At 38.9% G+C, this 15426-nt stretch carries 15 protein-coding genes; 9 read left to right on the top strand and 6 right to left on the bottom strand.

The features are described from left to right. Nucleotides 1–144: 144 nt before the first annotated feature. On the bottom strand, nt 145–2475 hold the full coding sequence (locus PL11201_RS06450; protein ID WP_159451516.1) for a diguanylate cyclase domain-containing protein: 2331 nt from the start codon (nt 2473–2475) through the stop codon (nt 145–147). A gap of 210 nt (nt 2476–2685) precedes the next feature. On the opposite strand from PL11201_RS06450, the gene PL11201_RS06445 reads away from it, so the two are divergent. Continuing rightward, nucleotides 2686–3696: an aldo/keto reductase gene (locus tag PL11201_RS06445; protein ID WP_079677752.1), complete on the top strand. Its 1011-nt coding sequence runs from the start codon at nt 2686–2688 to the stop codon at nt 3694–3696. 68 nt (nt 3697–3764) lie between these two features. On the opposite strand, the gene PL11201_RS06440 is transcribed toward PL11201_RS06445, so the two are convergent. Then, on the bottom strand, nt 3765–4427 hold the full coding sequence (locus PL11201_RS06440; protein ID WP_079677751.1) for a hypothetical protein: 663 nt from the start codon (nt 4425–4427) through the stop codon (nt 3765–3767). A 186-nt stretch (nt 4428–4613) separates the two neighbouring features. Between PL11201_RS06440 and PL11201_RS06435 the strand changes: the two genes are divergently transcribed. Continuing rightward, complete coding sequence (locus PL11201_RS06435) at nt 4614–5153, top strand: GIY-YIG nuclease family protein (protein WP_079677750.1); 540 nt, start codon at nt 4614–4616, stop codon at nt 5151–5153. A 101-nt stretch (nt 5154–5254) separates the two neighbouring features. Here the strand turns inward: PL11201_RS06435 and PL11201_RS06430 are convergent, their stop codons facing one another. Both PL11201_RS06430 and PL11201_RS06425 read right to left on the bottom strand, forming a co-directional pair. Beyond that, a complete protein-coding gene (locus PL11201_RS06430) occupies nt 5255–5782 on the bottom strand; it encodes a hypothetical protein (protein WP_079677749.1) in 528 nt (175 codons plus the stop codon). Between the two features lie 44 nt (nt 5783–5826). Next, nucleotides 5827–6231, bottom strand: a complete 405-nt coding sequence (locus PL11201_RS06425) for an NIL domain-containing protein (protein WP_079677748.1) — start codon at nt 6229–6231, stop codon at nt 5827–5829. Between the two features lie 198 nt (nt 6232–6429). Between PL11201_RS06425 and PL11201_RS06420 the strand changes: the two genes are divergently transcribed. The 3 genes from PL11201_RS06420 (at nt 6430) to PL11201_RS06410 (ending at nt 9879) form a co-directional block, all read left to right on the top strand. After that, a complete protein-coding gene (locus PL11201_RS06420; RefSeq protein ID WP_079677747.1) occupies nt 6430–7026 on the top strand; it encodes a thioredoxin family protein in 597 nt (198 codons plus the stop codon). Between the two features lie 104 nt (nt 7027–7130). Next, on the top strand, nt 7131–8081 hold the full coding sequence (locus PL11201_RS06415) for an ABC transporter ATP-binding protein (protein ID WP_079677746.1): 951 nt from the start codon (nt 7131–7133) through the stop codon (nt 8079–8081). A gap of 40 nt (nt 8082–8121) precedes the next feature. After that, nucleotides 8122–9879: a hypothetical protein gene (locus PL11201_RS06410; RefSeq protein WP_079677745.1), complete on the top strand. Its 1758-nt coding sequence runs from the start codon at nt 8122–8124 to the stop codon at nt 9877–9879. A 31-nt stretch (nt 9880–9910) separates the two neighbouring features. Here the strand turns inward: PL11201_RS06410 and PL11201_RS06405 are convergent, their stop codons facing one another. Next, nucleotides 9911–10807 carry a glycosyltransferase family 2 protein gene (locus tag PL11201_RS06405; RefSeq protein ID WP_079677744.1) on the bottom strand — a complete coding sequence of 299 codons (897 nt, stop codon included), beginning with the start codon at nt 10805–10807 and terminating at the stop codon, nt 9911–9913. 151 nt (nt 10808–10958) lie between these two features. Beyond that, entirely contained in the window at nt 10959–11792 is an 834-nt protein-coding gene (locus PL11201_RS06400; RefSeq protein ID WP_079677743.1) for a hormogonium polysaccharide biosynthesis protein HpsJ, read from the bottom strand. A 182-nt stretch (nt 11793–11974) separates the two neighbouring features. On the opposite strand from PL11201_RS06400, the gene rfaE2 reads away from it, so the two are divergent. From rfaE2 to PL11201_RS06380, 4 genes are all read left to right on the top strand, one after another. Next, on the top strand, nt 11975–12463 hold the full coding sequence (gene rfaE2, locus PL11201_RS06395; protein ID WP_079677742.1) for a D-glycero-beta-D-manno-heptose 1-phosphate adenylyltransferase: 489 nt from the start codon (nt 11975–11977) through the stop codon (nt 12461–12463). A gap of 81 nt (nt 12464–12544) precedes the next feature. Beyond that, on the top strand, nt 12545–13279 hold the full coding sequence (locus PL11201_RS06390; RefSeq protein WP_079677741.1) for a GUN4 domain-containing protein: 735 nt from the start codon (nt 12545–12547) through the stop codon (nt 13277–13279). A gap of 89 nt (nt 13280–13368) precedes the next feature. Next, nucleotides 13369–14388 (top strand): ABC transporter ATP-binding protein, encoded by a 1020-nt coding sequence (locus PL11201_RS06385; RefSeq protein WP_079677740.1) that lies wholly within the window; start codon nt 13369–13371, stop codon nt 14386–14388. A 143-nt stretch (nt 14389–14531) separates the two neighbouring features. Next, nucleotides 14532–15407 (top strand): ABC transporter permease, encoded by an 876-nt coding sequence (locus tag PL11201_RS06380; protein WP_079677739.1) that lies wholly within the window; start codon nt 14532–14534, stop codon nt 15405–15407. The last annotated feature ends 19 nt before the right edge of the window (nt 15408–15426 follow it).

The raw sequence follows: 15426 nt of genomic DNA, 5'->3' as shown, positions 1-15426 counted from the left end.
TAACATCATGAATAGGAGATTAGGGAATAGTTTTTAGGCTGTGCTTCGGGTCACCCAGATAAAGGTATTTGATATTAAGACATTCACCTTGAATGAAATGGTCAAGACTAGGGGTTTCCATCAAGCTCTGGTATTACTAATATTCTATTCTCCGTTATGTACAATATAACGATTTCTTCCCTCTCTTTTAGCTTGATAGAGAGCTTGGTCGGTCACCTCAATCACAACTTGAAAGGAGGAGTCAAGGGAAGGAATCAAACTAGCAATTCCCATACTGACGGTGAGGTTTGAACTAATTAAAGATGTCCGATGGGGAATTTTAAGAGATTCCAGGGTTTGAATAATTAAATCAGCCACTTGAACTGCTCCTGTGGCAGAGGTTTGAGGTAAAATAATTGCAAATTCTTCTCCTCCATAGCGAGCGACTAAATCCCCGGGACGACGCACCGTTTCATCCAGAGCTTGAGCCACTTTAATTAAACATTCATCTCCTGCTAAATGACCATAGGTATCGTTATATTGTTTAAAGTAATCAACATCACAAAGAATTAGTGCTAAAGGTTGTTGTTCTCGGGTGGCACGCTTCCATTCTTGGAGCAAATATTCATCAAATCGACGTCGATTTGCCACCTGAGTCAGTCCATCCATCATCACTAACCCTTGTAATCGTTGATTGGCAACTTGTAATTGTTGATAAAGTTGTGATTGTTGAATTGCCACTTGCAATTGCTCAACTAAGGTACAGGCTAATTCAACTTCTGTATCTTGCCAAATCCAGGTTTGGTGATGACGATATAAACTTAAACTTCCCCAAATTGAGAAACCAACTAATAATGGTACAATTAATAAAGCCCCAGGGTTTTTCTCTGCTAAATCTTGATTTAAAGGACGAATAACATCCTGTTTAAAGTTAGAAATCCGAATCACTTTTTGTTTTTTTAATTCAGCTAAAATTAAGTTGTTATTGTCAGGAATTATCATTTCAACTATATTAGGAATTTCTGGATTTTGAGTGGTACTTGCCACCACACACCAGTGGTTTTGATCGGGGAGATATTGGGCAATAGATACCCGATCTACACCTAATAATTGACCGATTTCAAAGGTGGCAGTGGAGAAAATAGTTGTTAGGTCTAAGGACTGACTAATGGCTTGAATCACACGCCTTAATCCTCTTTCCCATTGAGCTTGAGCTTGGGTTTGCTCATACAATTGACTTTGATGAATCGCAATGGAAACTTGGGCTGCAATTTGTTCGAGTAAATCCAATTCCCAATAGGCCCATTGTCGAGGACAAGCACAATGATGAACCATTAAAAATCCCCAGAGTATTTCTCCTTTGATAATCGGAACTCCTAAACAGGCTCTAACTTGATACTGTTCAAACCACTGTAAATATTCTGGTTTACAGTTAATGGTATAAACATCAGAAATATTATGAAGACATCCTTGACTAAAGGGAATAACACATTGTTCTTGAGTTAAATAGGTACTAGGAATTTTATTTCCCCACAAAGATATCCATTCTGCACCAACAGATTGTACAATGACTGTGGCATCTTGAGGAGACTCAAATTGATAAATTAAAACTCGATCGGTTTGTAATAACTTACGAATTTCTATAACGGTAGTATTCAATATTTCTTTTAGGTTTAATGACTGACGAATCCGTTGAGTAATTTCTGTAATCACTCGTTCCCGTTTGAGTAGTTGACGCAGGGTTTCTTCAATTTGTTTACGTTCAGTAATCTCCAAAAAAGTTCCAAATAGTTCAATAACTTGACCTTGCTGATTAATTATACCTTGGCATTTAATTAAAATATAATGCAGGGAACCATCGGGGTGAAAAATCCGAATTTCCTGATCAAACTTTTCGCCAGTATTTATTGCTTTTTCTATGCGATGACGAATGATTTCTCGATCATCGGGATGGGTAAAAATTTGCAGTAATTCCTCATAACTCGGAACAGGTTGATCAGAACTTAATCCATGAATCGAAAAGGCTTCCTCTGACCAATAAATCTGTTGAGTTACTAGATCATAAGACCAACTGCCTAAATGAGCCAGTTTTTGAGCTTCTGCCAGGGCTAAATTCGTTTTTTGTAGGGTTTCTTCTACCTGTTTGTGCTCGCCAATATCTCGAATCACCGCGACAACAGAATGATCAGATAATGGAGAAAGATTAGCAGAAAACCAAATATTTTTTTCTTCAATTTCCAAACAATATTCCAAGAGAATAGTTCCTTGGGTTTGAAGCACAGTTTGAATTGTCTCTAAGATATAATCGGCTAGGGGTTGAGGGAAAACTTCATGCAAGGTTTTACCTAAAATTTCATCAACGGGTTTATATAAAAGTTTGGGCTGATTTGTAATCACATTTAGATAACGTCCTTGATGATCTAAAGTTAATACTAAATCTGACATGGCTGCAAAAATAGCCCGTAGTTCGGCTTCTGATAACAAACTAGAATTCATAGTTGTCTGAAACAATTTTTTGCTCAAAACCATAACGATTAACTTGATTTTCTGTAACTGCTTATTTGGGGAAGGCGACTCAAGGCACGCTTAGAAATTCTATTGTGGCTTAAATTTATCAAATTGTCATGCTATGTTATAGATCTTTAAAGTTAAACGTTCTGTTATTTATGTTATATTGATCACTATTTAGTTTAAACGAAAGAACCTATGAAACTTCCTGATTCTAGTCGTTTTCAATTCACAGAAGACCTGAATATTTGTCGTATTTTAAACGGAATGTGGCAAGTCTCCGGTGCCCATGGTCGAATTAACCCCACCGTTGCCATTGAGAGTATGTTTAAATACTTAGACGCGGGATATACCACTTGGGATCTGGCTGATCATTATGGCCCGGCGGAGGATTTTATTGGGGAATTTAGGCGACAATTAATTACCACCCGTGGACAGGAAGCCTTATCCCAAGTACAAGCCTTTACGAAATGGGTTCCCCGTCCTGGTAAAATGACCAAAGCCCTGGTGGAAAAAAATATTGATATTTCCCGTCAACGCATGGGAGTTGATTGTCTCGATTTACTACAATTTCATTGGTGGGATTATCGAGATCAAAATTATTTAGATGCTTTAAATTATCTAGCGCAACTACAAACTGAAGGTAAAATTAAACATTTAGCGTTAACTAATTTTGATACCCAACACTTAAAAATTATTGTTGAAAATGGGATTAAAATTGTATCCAATCAAGTACAATTTTCTTTGGTTGATCGCCGTCCTTTAGCTCAAATGACCGAATTTTGTCAAGCTCATAATATTAAGTTACTTCCCTATGGTGTGGTTTGTGGCGGTTTTTTATCGGAAAAATATTTGGGAAAATCCGAACCGAATGGCTTTAGTTTGGAAACCGTTAGCTTGAAAAAATATAAAAATATGATTGATGCTTGGGGAGGATGGAATTTATTTCAAACTCTCTTAAAAACTTTAAATGCGATCGCTCAAAAACACCAAGTAACAATTCCTAATATTGCAGTTCGTTATATCCTAGAACAGCCCACTGTTGCTGGAGCCATGGTGGGGACAAGATTAGGGCTTTCTGACCATATCAAAGATAATGCTAAAGTCTTTGAATTTAGTCTCGACCCCGAAGATTATCAAAATATTAATTCTGTTCTTTCCCAAGATCTCATGCAAATAATTGGTGATTGTGGTGACGAATATCGATAAATCCCTTGATATTTTCCCACACTAATCCCCCCTAAGCCCCATAAAAAATGGGGGGATAAGATTAAAATTTAACGATTTTTTAACTCCTTAACCGCATTAACTAAGCGTTTAATATAAGGTTTAATTAGGGTTTGCTGTTCCGTTTGTAAGGCATTAACCTGTTCAGAAATCTGATCTATTTGTATTTGCATGGTGGCTGAATCTGTAATTGACTGACTTACAAATGCTTCTAAAGTTGTGTTTAAAGATTCTTGATCGTTTTTTTCAAAATTAAGTCCCGAGGTCTCCATCGATGTTTTCAATTCATCAATTGTTTCTTGGATTAACTGAAAGCGCACATTCATCACTTCCCAATCATCCTGTCGCAGAGCGTTTTTTTCTAACCCTTTAGTCACCCGTTGTAACTCCGTCAGGACATCCGTAATCGGATCAAGTTCGTTCGACTCCGGGGGTAGCAGTTGAATTTGTTGATGGAGCGATTCTACCACCATCCGAACATCCGTAATCGCTGCATCCATATCTTGACGCATATCCTGTTCAAACCGTTGGCGATTCACCACATTTAAAATCAAGGCTAAAGTTAGGGGAGTCCCAGCAAACAGAATAGGCTGATACCACGCAGCAATGAGTGTTCCCACTGCTGTCCCCGCAATAGAAACATACTCTGCTAACTTCCACCCATCGACTGGGTGGCGCGACGGTTTTAATAATTCTTCTTCACTATTCTGCATGGTCGTGGCTGACTTAATACAATCTTAGAGTTATGCTAACTCAAATTCCACAATAATCCTTAAACCAGTTCAAAAATTCTGACTCAAACCTTAATCTGGAGCTTGGCTTAATAAAACTTTAGTATCCAATTTTCAGAAATCGAGACCAATACCTTTAAAATTAGGGAGAAAGCATTTTTTGGATCAATGACTACTCCCACCGAAATTCCTTCCCTTAATAGTTTAGATTATATCCCCTATCTGGATGAAAATGGCAAAATTCCTGAATTCCTCCAAGGGAAAATCGGAGTTTATGCTATTTTTAATTTAGATAAAAATTTAAAATATGTAGGTTATTCTCGGGATATATATTTGAGTTTAAAACAACATTTTATTCGTCAAAATCAAGGCTGCTATTGGTTAAAATTACAAACTATTGAACGTCCGAGTCGAACCATTTTAGAAGGGATTCAAAAGGCTTGGATTGATGAAAATGGTTCAATTCCTCCCGGAAATGGGGAAGATGAAGCTCTCTGGAATGATCCGATTCAAGTTAAACCTTTTATGACCCCAGAAGAACAAGATCAGTATCAAAAAACTGATGAAATCGGTCAAGAAAAACTTTTAAAACAAATTGCCCGTCGTGTAGAAGGACAGATTTTATCCGAACTCAAAACCCGAGGATTACAAGAGGAAATTCGCTTTAATCCCAAATTAAAAACCAGTGGATTATTAGATTTAAAATAATCGGTTAATTCAGTTATCAGTTATCAGTTAAAGAGTTTACAGATCAAACTTATATTTTTTCCATTCCCCATTCCCCATTCCCCATTCCCCATTCCTTATATTTAATTTTCAGGGAGGGGAATTTCTCCATGATAGGGAACATGAATACATCCTAAATGAAAGGGTAAACAAAACTGGGATTCTAAATGCCCAAAGGAAAAATAGTGATTCAATCCCCATCCTAATATTAAACCCAGGGTAGATAATATTGATAAAATAATAAAAGAGTGCCAATCCTTAAATCGGGCAGTTTGTAGCTCTAATCGAGCTAAAGCTGTCGCCGAAACCATTAATAAAATATTAATAGAAACCTTGATCCAGGTCAGCATAAATACACCCAGAATAGAGATGAACACAATCATTAAAAATGTTCCTAAATCCGTTCTGATTTTCTTTAAAACAAATGAATTAAGTTGATTAAACGGTAGGGTAAAGAATAAATCAATTAACCAAATTAACGCTAAAAATAGACCAGAAACTAAGGAATACCAACTCGATTCAAATAAAAACCAACCAAAATGTAGACAAGTCACGAGAAGTAATCCAAAGGAAAACCAAGTAATAATTGTAATTTCTTGTTTTGATTTCATTGAAAGATTAGGATAAAAAATAAGTTTTTAGATGCAATTTCCCTTCAAAGATTAGTAGAAATTGCCTGAAGGGGACAGGTAGGAATACATTGTTCACAAACAATACACCGTGAGCGAGTAAAGGTCAAATAAAAGGTTTCTGGATTTAGGGTTAAAGCATCTGTCGGACAAACTCCAGTACAGAGTCCACAATCCACACAACTTTGCTCATCAATGATAATCTCCCGTCCGACTAAAGAAACTCCAATATTTTGAGTTTGCATCCACTCAATAGCAGACTCTAGTTCATCGATATCTCCTGATAATTCTACCACTAATTTTCCGACTTGATTCGGAGCAACTTGAGCGCGAATAATATTAGCAGCTACATTAAAATCCTTAGCTAATCTATAGGTAATCGGCATTTGAATAGAACGTTTGGGAAACGTCAACGTCACTCGTTTTTTCATGTTATTAGTCCTAAATTTATTTCTGTCCCATAGTCCATTTCAGGATGGGTTAGTATTGCACTACAGACTTTTATGCCTTTTATATTTCATTGACTTTTCTATTTTACAACAATTTTCAGAAGAACGTTAATCAATTTGGTTCAAAATTTTGTTAAACTAAAATCATCAATAATAATTATCATCTTTGACGATATCAACATGAACGAAAACCCATTACATTCAACCTCCTCAACGGAACCTTCTGATTTAGCCAAACGAATCAGAAACTTTTTAATTATTATCGCAGCTATCATTCTGAGTCTCTCGGTTTTCTTAGGAATTCGTAGCGAAGCCACCTCCACTTCCCTCCCTCAACTCGTAGAAGAATCAATTCCCCTAGATATTGCCTTGAGTAATAGCAAACCGACTTTAATGGAATTTTATGCAAATTGGTGTACCAGTTGTCAAACTATGGCACCAGAATTAAGCGAAATCAAACATAAATATTCTGAAAAACTCAATTTTGTGATGTTGAATGTTGATAATAGTAAATGGCTACCCGAACTCCTCAAATATCGAGTCGATGGCATTCCTCATTTCGTTTATTTGAATCAAAAAGCCGAAACAATTGCCCAAACTATCGGTGAAATTCCTCGCCCGATTTTAGAAGCCAATTTAGAGTCTTTAATCGCAGAAAATCCCCTTCCCTATACTCAAGCCAGTGGTCAAGTTTCTGCATTTAATTCTCCCCTAAATATTGATAACCCTAGCAGTAGTGATCCCCGTTCCCATGGTGCTCAGGTTCAATCAGAATAGAGAGAGACGCGCCGTGGCTCGTCTCTACATTCCGTAAATCGGTTAGAGTAGGTTGTAGAGGGAATCTAAGTTAAAACTTCAAACCCAATTCTTCTTATATTGCTATGGCGAAAGAACTTGCAATTCAAACCCGGGGACTAACAAAACGATTTGAGCGCCATCTGGCGGTTAATGATTTAGATTTACAAATTCCCATGGGAGAAGTCTATGGATTAATTGGGCCCAATGGAGCCGGAAAAACTACATTATTGCGGATGTTAGCCACCATAGAAGAACCCACAAAAGGGGAAATTTATATTAATGGAGAAGCTGTATCCCGGGATCATACCAATCCTAAAATTAAACAACGTTTAGGGTATTTACCCGATGATTTTCCTCTCTATGATGATTTGACAGTTTGGGATTATTTAGATTACTTTGCTCGGTTATATTATCTGCGGGAACCTCGACGGACTCAACGAATTTATGAAGTCTTGGAAATCGTGCAGTTAACCCAAAAACGTAATCATTTAATTTCTACCCTTTCCCGGGGGATGAAACAACGATTGAGTTTAGGACGCACCATTATTCACGAACCTTTATTACTCTTTCTTGATGAACCCGTATCCGGTTTAGATCCGATTGCCCGAATGCAGTTTCGAGAGATTATTAAAAGTTTACATGAAGCGGGAATGACGATTGTGATTTCTTCCCATGTATTAAGTGACTTGGAGGATTTTTGTAGTTATATTGGGATTATGGAATTGGGGTATCTGGTTGAAAGTGCATCAATACAAGACTTGTATAAACGTTTGAGTGTGCAGCATCTTTTTATTTCGACCTTGGGTAAAATGGATATACTCATCGGGGAATTAAAACATCATCCTGGGGTGGAGAGTTGGGAAGTTTTGCCAGGGAAACAACAGGTAAAAGTTCAATTTTCAGGTACAGAGAAAGATGCAGCAATGTTATTGCGATCGCTGATTTCTGCTGAAGTTCCTTTAAGTGAATTTAATCGAATTCAAGAAAACTTAGAATCCATTTTCTTAAAACTCGGACACAAACAAGCCTCTTAAAAGCCATAAACCGTTCAATTTTATGTAGGAATAAAAAGTCATGAACCGTCTTTCTTTACCTCAATTTAATGAGTGGAACCCCCAACTGGTTCGAGAATTTAAAGGTCGATTTCAAGTTCGCAATATTCTGATAACAATTGGAATTTCTCTCCTCACCCAACTGACTATATTTTTGAGTCACCTGAACCAATTTCCTGGCATTAATCAGATTGTAATTAGTAGCCCATACTGTCCTTCTAAAAACCAACTATATACTCAATCTGAGACACAATACTGGAAGATTTATGATCAAATCAATACCCTAGGTAATGCCGGAAAACGTCCCGATTTAGAAAAACAACTGCAAGACCTCGACAAAATCAGAGATGCGGTCTGTCCCCAGGATTTAATTGATTTTAACCGTTGGTTTACGGACTATTGGACAAGCATTTTTATCTGGATTAGTGTTGTAGCAGTTTTTGGCTTAATTGTGCTGGGAACCTATATGCTAATTAATGATTTAGCCACGGAAGAACGACGAGGAACCCTAAACTTTATTCGATTAAGTCCCCAATCGGCTCAGAATATTTTAACGGGTAAATTATTGGGTGTACCCATTTTATTATATCTGGGAGTTTTCCTCACGATTCCCTTTCATTTATGGGCGGGAATTTCTGCTCATATTTCCCTCCTAGAAATTTGTAGTTTCTATGGTTTAACCGTAGCCAGTTGTGCATTTTTCTATAGTTTAGCTTTATTAGTCGGAGTGACAACTAGCACCTGGTTACATGGGTTACAATCTTGGATTGGAAGTGGAATAACGTTAATTTTTCTATCCGCAGCTAATAGTAAACCCATTATCTCTGAAGGTTGGGATTGGCTGAATCTATTTTCTCCCCTGTGTCTGATTCGCTATCTAATTAATCAGACAGGAAATGATTACTCCAATTATCCTTTTAATCATGCCAATATTATTCAATTAAAATGGTTTGGATTGAATATAGGAGCCAATGGAATTTCCCTTCTAGCATTAGCCTTACTCAATTATGGGTTTTTAACCTATTGGATTTGGCAAGCCTTAAAACGCAACTATCAGCATCCTAATCTTCCGAGTTTAAGTAAACAACAGAGTTATCTATTAACCCTGAACTTTACGCTGATGAATCTAGGGTTTTCTCTCTCTAAATTTGAAGTAAATAATGGTTATTATGGGACTATTTTCATTGGTAATATTTTCCTGATTTTGGCTTTAATTTCAGCCCTATCTCCTCAACGACAAACCCTACAGGATTGGGTACGCTATCGCATCGAACGAAAAAAACATTGGTGGACGAATTTAGCAAAAGATTTAATTTCGGGTGAAAAAAGTCCGGCAATTGTGGCAATTTTGATTAATCTTTTGATTGCCTCTACAATTTGGATAATTACAATTTTCCTGGTGGCTAAACCCACGGAAAAAGTCGAAATGTTGTTAGCTGTTGCCTTACATTGTAGTTTTATGCTGCTTTGTGCCAGTATCGCTCAATTAATGGCAATGATGAAAACCCCAAAACGAACTTTATGGGCAACGGGTATGGTATTAGGGGTGATGATTATTCCCCTATTATTTATAGTTGTGGTGTTTTCCTCTAAACCTGACTATTATGCCGTTTTTGTGGTGTCTGCTATCTCTTTCATCTCAGTTTCATCGGCTCCACTTTCTTTAATTATCACCAGTTTTCTGGGTCAAGTCTTAATCACTATTCTGTGCAATATCCAACTGACTCGATTATTGAAAAAAGCTGGAGAATCGGAACTGAAAGCTCTAGTAAGTTCCTGAAATAAAAGCACCCTGAAGCATGAAATAAAAACTAAGAGTCTGATGTTCCCAGATTGGAGATAACTTTCTGGGACTCTGATTTTTCTGAAGTCTCTAAAACCCGATCATACAGTTGAGGAGAATTTTCAACTTCCCAAACTTTAAGTAGGATCAAATATTCATAGAAGGCTTGTAAAACACACCAAGAAAACCCAGAACGACCGTCTAAAAACCCCCCCAAGAAAAAGTACATATAAATAAAGCGAATCAGAGGTCTAAACGGTAAACGTAAGGATAAATCTTTTAAGGCTCGTCGTCGTTCAACTTCCGAACTTCCTAATAATAAATCCTTCCAATTAACTGTTCCCGTCTGTAACTGTCGCAGGGTTTCTACTGCTTCATCCGTTGAGTAACGATTGTGTTTGTCAATCCAACGGGATAACCCTTTGCTACAGGTATAATGGGGATAGGTTTCTCGAATAAATCCCGTCGGGCCATCACAGACTTCCCGTTCCGTATGACCATAATCGGTAAACCAGACTTTATCCTTGCGAAACAGACGCATTTGATACCGGGGATATTGGGTACTACGTCGAATCCAATTCCCTAAAAATATCACCCTTTCAGCCACATAATATCCAATATAATCCTGACTTTGAATCGCTTGTAAACATTCTGCAAATAACTCAGGAGTCATTCGTTCATCGGCTTCTAAAATGTAGACCCAATCGTGTTTGGTCGGAATTTCCTGTAACATCCAGGTGCGTTGTTTCCCGTGACTTTCAAAACGATGTTGTAACACCCGAACTGGATACTGTTGGGCAATTTCAACGGTGCGATCTTGACTAAAGGAATCCACCACAATAATGTCATCCGACAACAGGGCGGAATCAATACAGTCTGCAATATCAATTTCTTCGTTGGCGGTGAGAATATAAATTGAAAACATGAAAAATGATAATAGGGAACAGGGAACAGGGAATAGGATTAATAAAATCTTGATTTTATTTCTGCCACTGATAACTGGTACGGGCGGGTTCTTTTAGATCTTTGTTAATCACCGCGCATCTTGATGAACCCGCCCCTACAAATGATAAATGTTAAGCTGTTGGTGTTTTGCGACGATTTCCACTGCGTAAAATTCCCAACCCTTTTAGTCCTGTCCAACCTAAAGTAATATAACCAATGGCTAACAATAAACTACTAATTCCAGTTCTCAAACTCGATTTTAAGGATTGAGTTTTGGCTTGTTTTTCCAGTTCTTGTTTGCGATCGCGAATTTGACCTAACAATTGTGTGGGTAAATTATCCGCCTGTTGATTCAAAAACTCCTCAACCGCCTTGGGATTAGATTTAGACTGTTCTAAGATTTGTCTAACTTCCTTAGGAAGATTCGGGTTGGCAAGGGCTTGATTCAGAGCCTCGGGATTTTGTGCTAACCCCGCAAGTTGATCTTTAAGCTGAGTTTTTTTCTGTTGAATTTGCTGCTGAAATTGGGGACTTCCGAGTTGATTTTCCAATTGAGTTTGAGCTTGAGTCGCTTGTTGACTAATTTCCGTGAGGGCTTCGGCTCTAGCTAAACGGGTATTATTGAGATGCAAAGGAAACAGTAAAAGATACAATAACCCTAATAAGCTCGCCAGCAATGCCACCCAAAATCTTAAACTCGCAAAGGGTTTAGCGGGTTTGATATTCCCCTCGGTGGCAGCATCCATCCAAAAAGCAATAAAAACTAAGGCCATGCCCACCATCGGGACAATGCCTCGATCTACTAAATCACTGGTGACGCTAATTTGCCAGCCTCGGTTGAGAAAATTGGGCGGAATCAAAATTACCAAAAAATCCACTAGGGACGAGAAAATCAAAATTACTCCAACCAGTTTCAGGATGAGAGAGGTTGTAGAAGAAAATTGACGGCTAGAAGTAGCTTTCATTGAATGATCCGTAAACTAAGTTATGATCTCGATTTGGGCTTGTTGATATATTCCCTGACCCTAAGTTTGTAGGGCTGGCTCGGAAATATTCGAGATTAAGATCAACAAACGTTACAATTCTAATCGGTTCAGACCTCTGGATAGATTGACTTGAGTAAATTCCCCCTCCCCAATCAACTGGAATGACTGCTTATCTTTACACCTTAACCGAATTACAACAAGACATCACCCTGAATCCTCAACGATGGCGTCCCCTGGTTTTTACCAATGGTTGTTTTGATTTAATTCATGCGGGTCATGTTCGCTATTTACAAGCGGCTAAGGCATTGGGGCGATCGCTGGTGGTCGGATTAAATAGCGATTTATCCGTCCAAAAGATTAAACCGCAAAAACCCGGACATCCTCCCCGCCCCATCGTCCCCGAAGCACAACGGGCTGAAGTCTTAGCGAGTCTCAAGCCCATCGATGGGGTGGTTATTTTTTCTGAAACCACCGCCGATCATCTCATTCAAACCCTAAAACCTGATATTTATGTCAAGGGAGGAGACTACACCTTAGAAACCCTGCCAGAAGCCCCGATTGTGCAAGCCTATGGAGGTCAAGTTGCCTTCATTAATATTGAAGTCCCCTCCTCCACCAGTGCCCTGATTCAACGGATTCTCAACGGTTAACTATTGCCTGCTCCTTGTACAATAAAGAGTCGATATTAAGAATTCCAGAGTCACTCCCAATTACCTAATGCCACGCTCCCTATGACTGACCTGACCACTTCCCCCCAACAAAACCATGCCATGAGTGCCGATGAATTGCGCTCCGGGCTTTTTGGTGCCTCATCCAAGGCTCAATTCCAACTATTAGAAACATTAACCCAAGGTGGGGAAACGGTTTGGGAGGTGTTAATGGAATTTTTATTAAAACAACAGTCTACCTCCCCAAGTCTAGTCAGTGGCAAGGTTTATCAAATTCTATATCGGGCGATTCCCACTTCTGAAAAAGTGAGTCATTTTTTAAAACTTCATTTCCCGACGGGCATTGTTTCCCTGGCCTCCGATGCTGGAATTGATTATATCCCCCTACAAACCTTACTCGCTCAACAAGACTTTTTAGAAGCGGATAAATTAAGCGTCCAAAAACTTTGTGAATTAGCCGGAAGTTCTGCGGTGCAACGAAAATGGCTGTATTTTTCCGAAATTGAACGCTTTCCCATCACGGATTTAAAAACCATTGATACCCTTTGGCGTATCCATTCCGAGGGTAAATTTGGCTATTCTGTCCAGCGAGAACTTTGGTTGGGCGTTAATAAAAATTGGGATAAATTATGGCCTAAAATTGGCTGGCGTGAAGGTCGCAATTGGACACGCTACCCCCAAGGATTTACCTGGGATTTAACCGCCCCGAAAGGTCATCTTCCCCTATCTAATCAATTACGAGGCGTTAGGGTCATCGAAGCCCTGCTCTCCCATAAAGCCTGGTCGCAGCCTCAATAATCAGCAGCTAAGGCGGGAAAAACCACAGAAAAGCCATAGTAGGAAATTGTTTAGAAGTGTTAAGCTAATTGATTATTTAAGCGTTGACTATGATTCCTGCTGTTCTGATTCAAAATTTAAAAAAATCCTATGGCACCTGTCCCGCCGTTAAAGATGTCTCTCTTGATGTCCAACAGGGGGAGATCTTTGGCCTGCTCGGGCCCAATGGAGCCGGAAAAACCACAACCCTACGGGCTTTGTGTACCTTAATTACTCCCGATGCTGGACGTTTGGAGGTTTCTGGTATTTCTGTGGTCGATCAACCGCGACTTGTTCGTCAACGCCTCGGTTATGTGGCCCAGGAGGTCGCCTTAGATAAGGTATTAACCGGGCGAGAGTTATTACAATTACAAGCCGCCCTCTATCATATCCCTCGCGCTAATATTGCCGAACGCATTCATCAAGTTACGGATTTATTAGGATTACAAGATTGGTTAGATCAAAAAACCGGAACCTATTCCGGGGGGATTCGCAAACGCTTAGATTTAGCTTCGGGTTTACTCCATCAACCGGATTTATTAGTATTAGATGAACCTACTGTCGGTTTAGATATTGAAAGTCGGGTGGTGGTCTGGAATTTTCTGCGTCAATTACGGGAAAATGGCACAACAATTTTAATTACAAGCCACTATTTAGAGGAAGTGGATGCTTTAGCTGACCGGGTAGCTATTATTGACCAAGGATTAGTGATTGCCCTGGGTACGCCTTCGGCTTTGAAAGATCAACTTGGAGGCGATCGCATTACCCTCAGAATTAGAGAATTTTCCCCGGTTGCAGAAGCAGAAACAGCCAAATCCCTATTACAATCTTTGCCTTTTGTACAGGAGATTATTATTAATCCGGCTCAAGGCAATTCTTTAAATTTAGTGGTTCAAACTCAAAGTGATGCTTTATTTACAATTCAACAGGCGTTAAAAGATGCGGGTTTACCCACCTTTGGGATTGCCCAATCTCGACCTAGTTTAGATGATGTTTATTTAGCTGCCACGGGTAGAACTTTACTAGATGCTGAAATTGCTGCTTCTAGTAATCGAGATTTGAAAGCCGAGAAAAAGAAAAGTATGCGTTAAGGCAATATTTTCTAAATTTTTGTAAGATATGTATACCGTAAACAATCGTAGGGGCGGGTTCGCGTTAACCTTTGATATCAACAAACAATCTACCAAAACCCGCCCTTATTTCTATATCATTAACAGCCAAAACCTCAAAAACCATGAGTAGTTCAACAACCTCTGTTAAAATTTTAACCTCGAATCAAACGGTTGATCAGCAACCGAATTTAGTGGGGGAATTTATCCAAGAAACAATGGCCTTAACCCGTCGATTGTTTATTCAATTAAAACGTCGTCCTTCCACCTTAATTGCTGGGATTATTCAACCGTTAATGTGGTTAGTTTTATTTGGAGCTTTATTTCAAAATGCCCCCAAAGGATTATTTGGTGGAACCCTGAATTATGCTCAATTTTTAGGGGCGGGAGTGATTGTTTTCACTGCCTTTGCCGGGGCTTTAAATGCAGGATTACCGATTATGTTTGACCGAGAATTTGGCTTCCTAAATCGGTTATTAGTCGCCCCTTTAGTCTCTCGGTTTTCGATTGTTTTAGCCTCGGCAATTTATATCGTGACCTTGAGTTTAATTCAAACCTCGGTTATTATTGCCGCCGGAGCCGTTTTAGGGGCAGGATTACCCGGAATTGCCGGATTAAGTATCATTACCCTAATTGTGTTTCTCTTAGTTTTGGGAGTAACGGGATTAAGTCTGGGATTAGCTTTTGCCTTGCCCGGTCATATTGAATTAATTGCAGTAATTTTTGTAACCAATTTACCCCTTTTATTTGCTAGTACCGCCCTGGCTCCTTTATCTTTTATGCCCCATTGGTTACAGGTGGTGGTTTGTCTAAATCCACTAAGTTATGCGATTGAACCTATTCGTTATTTATACCTCCATCAAGATTGGGCGTTCAATAGTGTGGTCATGGAAGCCCCCTTTGCTACGATTACTTTTGGCGGTGCCTTGTTGGTATTAATCGGGTTTGCAACGGTGGCTTTATTATCGATTCAGCCTTTATTAAAGCGTCGTTTTGCCTAAACAAACCCATCAATTTTAT

The organism is Planktothrix sp. PCC 11201, from assembly GCF_900009135.1.
Classification (GTDB): Bacteria; Cyanobacteriota; Cyanobacteriia; order Cyanobacteriales; family Microcoleaceae; genus Planktothrix.
This window is presented reverse-complemented; position numbering and strand designations above follow the sequence as displayed.

What these genes read in the sequence shown, in the direction of transcription:
- PL11201_RS06450 (WP_159451516.1), bottom strand. Translation starts at nt 2,475, where the DNA reads ATGAATTCTAGTTTGTTATCAGAAGCCGAACTACGGGCTATTTTTGCA.
- PL11201_RS06445 (WP_079677752.1), top strand. Translation starts at nt 2,686, where the DNA reads ATGAAACTTCCTGATTCTAGTCGTTTTCAATTCACAGAAGACCTGAAT.
- PL11201_RS06440 (WP_079677751.1), bottom strand. Translation starts at nt 4,427, where the DNA reads ATGCAGAATAGTGAAGAAGAATTATTAAAACCGTCGCGCCACCCAGTC.
- PL11201_RS06435 (WP_079677750.1), top strand. Translation starts at nt 4,614, where the DNA reads ATGACTACTCCCACCGAAATTCCTTCCCTTAATAGTTTAGATTATATC.
- PL11201_RS06430 (WP_079677749.1), bottom strand. Translation starts at nt 5,782, where the DNA reads ATGAAATCAAAACAAGAAATTACAATTATTACTTGGTTTTCCTTTGGA.
- PL11201_RS06425 (WP_079677748.1), bottom strand. Translation starts at nt 6,231, where the DNA reads ATGAAAAAACGAGTGACGTTGACGTTTCCCAAACGTTCTATTCAAATG.
- PL11201_RS06420 (WP_079677747.1), top strand. Translation starts at nt 6,430, where the DNA reads ATGAACGAAAACCCATTACATTCAACCTCCTCAACGGAACCTTCTGAT.
- PL11201_RS06415 (WP_079677746.1), top strand. Translation starts at nt 7,131, where the DNA reads ATGGCGAAAGAACTTGCAATTCAAACCCGGGGACTAACAAAACGATTT.
- PL11201_RS06410 (WP_079677745.1), top strand. Translation starts at nt 8,122, where the DNA reads ATGAACCGTCTTTCTTTACCTCAATTTAATGAGTGGAACCCCCAACTG.
- PL11201_RS06405 (WP_079677744.1), bottom strand. Translation starts at nt 10,807, where the DNA reads ATGTTTTCAATTTATATTCTCACCGCCAACGAAGAAATTGATATTGCA.
- PL11201_RS06400 (WP_079677743.1), bottom strand. Translation starts at nt 11,792, where the DNA reads ATGAAAGCTACTTCTAGCCGTCAATTTTCTTCTACAACCTCTCTCATC.
- rfaE2 (WP_079677742.1), top strand. Translation starts at nt 11,975, where the DNA reads ATGACTGCTTATCTTTACACCTTAACCGAATTACAACAAGACATCACC.
- PL11201_RS06390 (WP_079677741.1), top strand. Translation starts at nt 12,545, where the DNA reads ATGACTGACCTGACCACTTCCCCCCAACAAAACCATGCCATGAGTGCC.
- PL11201_RS06385 (WP_079677740.1), top strand. Translation starts at nt 13,369, where the DNA reads ATGATTCCTGCTGTTCTGATTCAAAATTTAAAAAAATCCTATGGCACC.
- PL11201_RS06380 (WP_079677739.1), top strand. Translation starts at nt 14,532, where the DNA reads ATGAGTAGTTCAACAACCTCTGTTAAAATTTTAACCTCGAATCAAACG.